At 67.9% G+C, this 4,642-nt stretch carries 5 protein-coding genes; all 5 read left to right on the forward strand.

The features are described from left to right. On the forward strand, positions 1-944 hold a 944-nt coding region (locus tag ACLL81_RS05005), incomplete at its 5' end, for an acyl-CoA dehydrogenase family protein (protein ID WP_411287245.1). Next, positions 941-1,993 (forward strand): enoyl-CoA hydratase/isomerase family protein, encoded by a 1,053-nt coding sequence (locus ACLL81_RS05010; RefSeq protein ID WP_411287246.1) that lies wholly within the window; start codon positions 941-943, stop codon positions 1,991-1,993. The genes ACLL81_RS05005 and ACLL81_RS05010, both read left to right, overlap by 4 nt. A 37-nt stretch (positions 1,994-2,030) precedes the next feature. Beyond that, positions 2,031-2,762 carry a class I SAM-dependent methyltransferase gene (locus ACLL81_RS05015; RefSeq protein ID WP_411287247.1) on the forward strand — a complete coding sequence of 244 codons (732 nt, stop codon included), beginning with the start codon at positions 2,031-2,033 and terminating at the stop codon, positions 2,760-2,762. Positions 2,763-2,782: 20 nt separating this feature from the next. Next, entirely contained in the window at positions 2,783-3,670 is an 888-nt protein-coding gene (gene mmsB, locus ACLL81_RS05020; RefSeq protein WP_411287248.1) for a 3-hydroxyisobutyrate dehydrogenase, read from the forward strand. A gap of 231 nt (positions 3,671-3,901) precedes the next feature. Then, positions 3,902-4,642: 5-aminolevulinate synthase (gene hemA, locus ACLL81_RS05025; protein WP_411287249.1), on the forward strand; the 741-nt coding region annotated here is incomplete at its 3' end.

A 4,642-nucleotide genomic window follows, 5' to 3' on the forward strand; every position in this document is an offset into this window, starting at 1 on the left:
GCCTCGACGCCTCGATCGTGTTCGAACAGCTCAGCTACGGCGACGTCTCCACCGCGGCCTTCATCTCGATTCACAACATGGCCTCGTGGATGATCGACCGGTTCGGGAGCGAGGAGCTTCGCCGCCGCTACCTGCCGCGCCTGACCACCATGGAGCTGATCGCCTCCTACGCGCTCACCGAGCCGGGTTCGGGTTCAGACGCGGTGGCGATGAAGACCAGCGCCAGGCGGGATGGCGGCGACTACGTCCTGAACGGCTCCAAGGCCTTCATCTCCGGCGCCGGGACCTCGGACATCTACGTCGTCATGGCCCGGACGGGCGAGGGCGGCGCCAAGGGCGTGTCGGCCTTCGTGGTGGAGAACGGGACGCCGGGCCTCAGCTTCGGCGCTCAGGAAAAGAAGATGGGCTGGAACGCCCAGCCGACCGCCCAGGTGAACTTCGACGACTGCCGTGTCCCGGCCGAGAATCGGATCGGGGCCGAGGGCGACGGGTTCAAGTTCGCCATGGCCGGGCTGGACGGTGGGCGGATCAACATCGCCTCCTGCTCGCTGGGCGGCGCCGGTCTGGCTCTCGACACCGCCAAATCCTACCTGGAAACCCGCAAGCAGTTCGGCCAGGCGCTGAAGGAATTCCAGGGGCTGCAATGGCGGCTTGCGGACATGGCCACCGACCTTGACGCCGCGCGGCTGATGGTGCGCCGCGCCGCCCACGCGCTCGACACCAAGCACCCCAAGGCCACCCAGTACTGCGCCATGGCCAAGCGCTTCGCCACCGACGCCGGCTTCGAGGTCGCCAACCAGGCGCTGCAGTTGCACGGCGGCTACGGCTACCTGCGCGACTATCCGCTGGAGCGCATCGTCCGCGACCTGCGGGTGCACCAGATCCTCGAAGGCACCAACGAGATCATGCGGGTCATCACAGCGCGGGAGCTTTTCCGGCAATGAGCGGCGAACCCGAAGTCCTTACCCGCATCGAGGGACGCGTCGGGCGGATCACGCTCAACCGGCCCCAGGCGCTGCACGCCCTGACCACCCAGATGTGTCGCGATATGACCGCCGCGCTCCTGGCCTGGCGCGACGACCCGACCGTCGAACTGGTGCTGTTGGATCACGCCGGCGAGCGCGGCTTCTGCGCGGGCGGCGACATCCGCATGCTGGCCGAGAGTGGGGCGGCCGACGGCGCCCAGGCCCGGGACTTCTTCCACACCGAGTACCGGCTGAACCACCTGCTGTTCCACTACCCCAAGCCGCGGGTGGCGATCATGGACGGGGTGACCATGGGCGGGGGCGTGGGCCTGTCGCGGCCCTGCCGGTTCCGGGTGGCCACCGAGCGGACCACCTTCGCCATGCCGGAGACCGGCATCGGCCTGTTCCCGGACGTGGGCGGCGGCTGGTACCTGTCGCGGATGCCCGGTCACATCGGCCTGTGGCTGGCGCTTACCGGCGCGCGGATCAAGGCGGCCGATTGCGAGCTGGTCGGAGTGGCCACCGACTATGTGGAAAGTGCCCGCATCCCCGAGCTTAAGGCGGCGATCCTGGAGGCCCCCGACCGGGTCGAAACCCTGCTCACCGAGTTTGAGGCCGACGCCGGCCGGCCCACCATCGCCGCCCATCAGGACGAGATCGACCGGATCTTCGGCGCGGCCAGCGTCGAGGCCATCGTCGCGGCGCTCGGGGCCGCCGAAAGCGACTGGGCTCGCGACCAACTCAAGGTGATGGGGACCAAGTCCCCGCAGACCATGAAGGTGGCGTTCCGCCAGCTCGTGCTCGGCGGGCAGGCCAAGAGCTTCGCCGAGAACATGGCCATGGAGTACCGCATTGGCGCCCGCGTGGTGCAGCGGCACGACTTCGCGGAGGGCGTCCGCGCAGTGATCGTGGAGAAGGACAACCAGCCGCGCTGGGAGCCAGCCACCCTGGAGGGCGTCAGCGAGGCCATGCTTGACGCCATTTTCGCGTCCCTGCCTTCCGCTGAGGAGTGGACGCCCTTACCTTGACCATGGGCGGCCCGCGAAGGCCGTCGGGAGGACGAACATGTCTCGCAAATTCATCCTGGCCGCCGTGGCGGCGATTTCACTTTCGCTGTCCGGCGCCGCCATGGCCGCCGGGCACAACGAAATGGTCCCGGCGCACATCGCCAAGGCGGTGGCCGACGCCAGCCGCCCCGAGGCCGACACCAAGCGCGACGCCGACCGCAAGCCCGGCCCGATCCTGGCCTTCGCCGGCGTCAAGGCAGGCGACAAGGTGGCGGAACTGCTGCCAGGCGGCGGCTACTTCACCCGCCTCCTGTCGTCGGCAGTGGGTCCCACCGGGGCGGTTTACGCCGCCATGCCGGCCGCCGACCTGGCCAAGGCCATGGCCAAAGGCAATGTGACCCCCGTCCTGCTGTCGCCGGCCACCTTCGCCACGCCGCAGCCGGTGGACGTGATGTTCACCGCCCAGAACTACCACGACTTCCATTTGAAGCGCCTGAACCTGGACGTGGCGGCGGTGAACAAGGCGCTGATGGGGGCCATCAAGCCCGGCGGTGTCCTGCTGGTGATCGACCACGCGGCGGCCGCCGGCGCGCCGCTAGAGGTCGCCGATACCCTGCACCGCATCGATCCGGCCAAGGTCCGCGCCGAGCTGGAAGCCGCCGGCTTCAAGTACGAGGGCGAGCTGAACGCCCTGCGCAACCCCGCCGACGACAAGACCAAAGGGGTCTTCGACGCCTCCGTCCGCGGCAAGACCGACCAGTTCGTCTACAAGTTCCGTAAACCTGCTTAAGCATTTGTAATGGTGATATAATGGCTCGCGTGGCCTTCATCGGTCTTGGCAATATGGGCGGCGGCATGGCCGCCAATCAGGCGAAGGCGGCACGCGATGTGGTCTGCTACGATCTGCAGGCGGCGGCGGTCGAAAAGGCCGTCGCCGCCGGCTGCTCGGCCGCCTCCTCAGTGGCCGAGGCTGTGACGGGCGCCGAGGCGGTCATCACCATGCTGCCGGCTGGCCCTCACGTCCGCCAGGTCTATGCCGAGCAGGTGTTCCCCCACGCGGCGAAGGGCGCGCTCCTGATCGACTGCTCGACCATCGATGTGGATAGCGCCCGCGCCGTGGCTGCTGAAGCCAGGGCCAAGGGCTTCAGCTTCGCCGACGCCCCGGTCTCCGGCGGCACGGCGGCGGCCGACGGCGGCACGCTGGCCTTCATGGTGGGCTGCGACGAGGCCGACTTCGCGGCGGTCGAGGCAATCCTTCAGCCGATGTCGCGGGCCACCATCCGGGCCGGCGACCACGGAACCGGGCAGGCCGCCAAAATCTGCAACAACATGGTGCTGGGCGCCACGATGATCGCTGTCTGCGAGGCCTTCGCGCTGGCCGAGAAGCTGGGCCTGGAGCCGGATCGGTTCTTCGAGATCGCCTCGAAGTCATCCGGCCAGTGCTGGAGCCTGACCAGCTATTGCCCCTGGCCCGGCCAAGTGCCAGCCGCGCCGTCCAACCGAAACTACGAGGGCGGCTTCGCCACGGCCATGATGCTCAAGGACCTCAAGCTTGCCCAGGACGCCGCCGCCAAGGCCGGCGCGGCTGCGCCCCTGGGCGCCCAGGCCGAAGGTCTCTACGCCCTGTTCGAACGGCTGGGTGGCGGGTCCAAGGACTTCTCGGCCATCCTGGAGATGTTCCGTGGCCGGGCGCCTTAGCTGAATCTTTCTTCGCCGACGCAAACCGGCCCGCGACGCCACCGCCGCCTCGGCCGCCAAGGCCAAGCCTGGTTTCACTCACGAAATCTAAGCGTCCGCTGACGAAAGGTCTTCCTTCGTGACCGCCGTTCATATGGACAAGCTCCCATCTCGGTGCGACAAGCCGAGCCTATTCAAGGGGACCGGTCGCTTCGCGCGAGATCGTCGAACGCGCGGCCGGATTTCAGGTCGATGGATTACAGAGACGCGTTCCGCACCGCCCTGGAAACGGTCCGCGCCGAGGGCCGCTACCGGGTGTTCGCTGACCTGAAGCGGCATCGAGGCAATTTCCCCTGCGCCACCTGGACCCGTCCGGACGGCTCCACCCAGGACGTGGTGGTCTGGTGCTCAAACGATTATCTCGGCCAGGGGCAGAACCCCGTGGTGCTCGACGCTATGCACCAGGCGATCGAGGAGGCCGGCGCCGGCTCCGGCGGCACCCGTAACATCTCGGGCACCACGCACTATCATGTGGAACTGGAGTGCGAGCTCGCCGATCTGCATGGCAAGGAAGGCGCCCTGCTGTTCACCTCGGGCTACGTGTCCAATGAGGCGTCGCTGTCGACCCTCTACAAGATCCTGCCCGGCCTGATCGTCTTCTCTGACGAGCTGAACCACAATTCGATGATCTCCGGAATCCGCGCCGGTCGCGGTCCCCGGCACATCTTCCGGCACAACGACCTGGACCATCTGGAAGAACTGCTGGCCGCGGCGCCTGCGGACGCCCCCAAGCTCGTGGCCTTCGAGAGCGTCTATTCCATGGACGGCGACATCGCCGATCTGCCGGCGCTGGCGGCGCTCGCCAAGACATACGGCGCGCTCACCTACCTCGACGAAGTCCATGCCGTGGGCATGTACGGCAAGCGCGGCGGCGGCGTCTCCGAGCGCGACAATGTCCAGGCTGACATCGACATCATCGAAGGCACCCTCGCC

The sequence above is a fragment of the Phenylobacterium sp. genome (genome assembly GCF_046590535.1).
GTDB lineage: Bacteria > Pseudomonadota > Alphaproteobacteria > Caulobacterales > Caulobacteraceae > Phenylobacterium.

Bases quoted from the DNA above. Each gene is read 5' to 3' on its own strand.
- mmsB (WP_411287248.1), top strand. From the start codon at position 2,783: ATGGCTCGCGTGGCCTTCATCGGTCTTGGCAATATGGGCGGCGGCATG.
- ACLL81_RS05010 (WP_411287246.1), top strand. From the start codon at position 941: ATGAGCGGCGAACCCGAAGTCCTTACCCGCATCGAGGGACGCGTCGGG.
- ACLL81_RS05015 (WP_411287247.1), top strand. From the start codon at position 2,031: ATGTCTCGCAAATTCATCCTGGCCGCCGTGGCGGCGATTTCACTTTCG.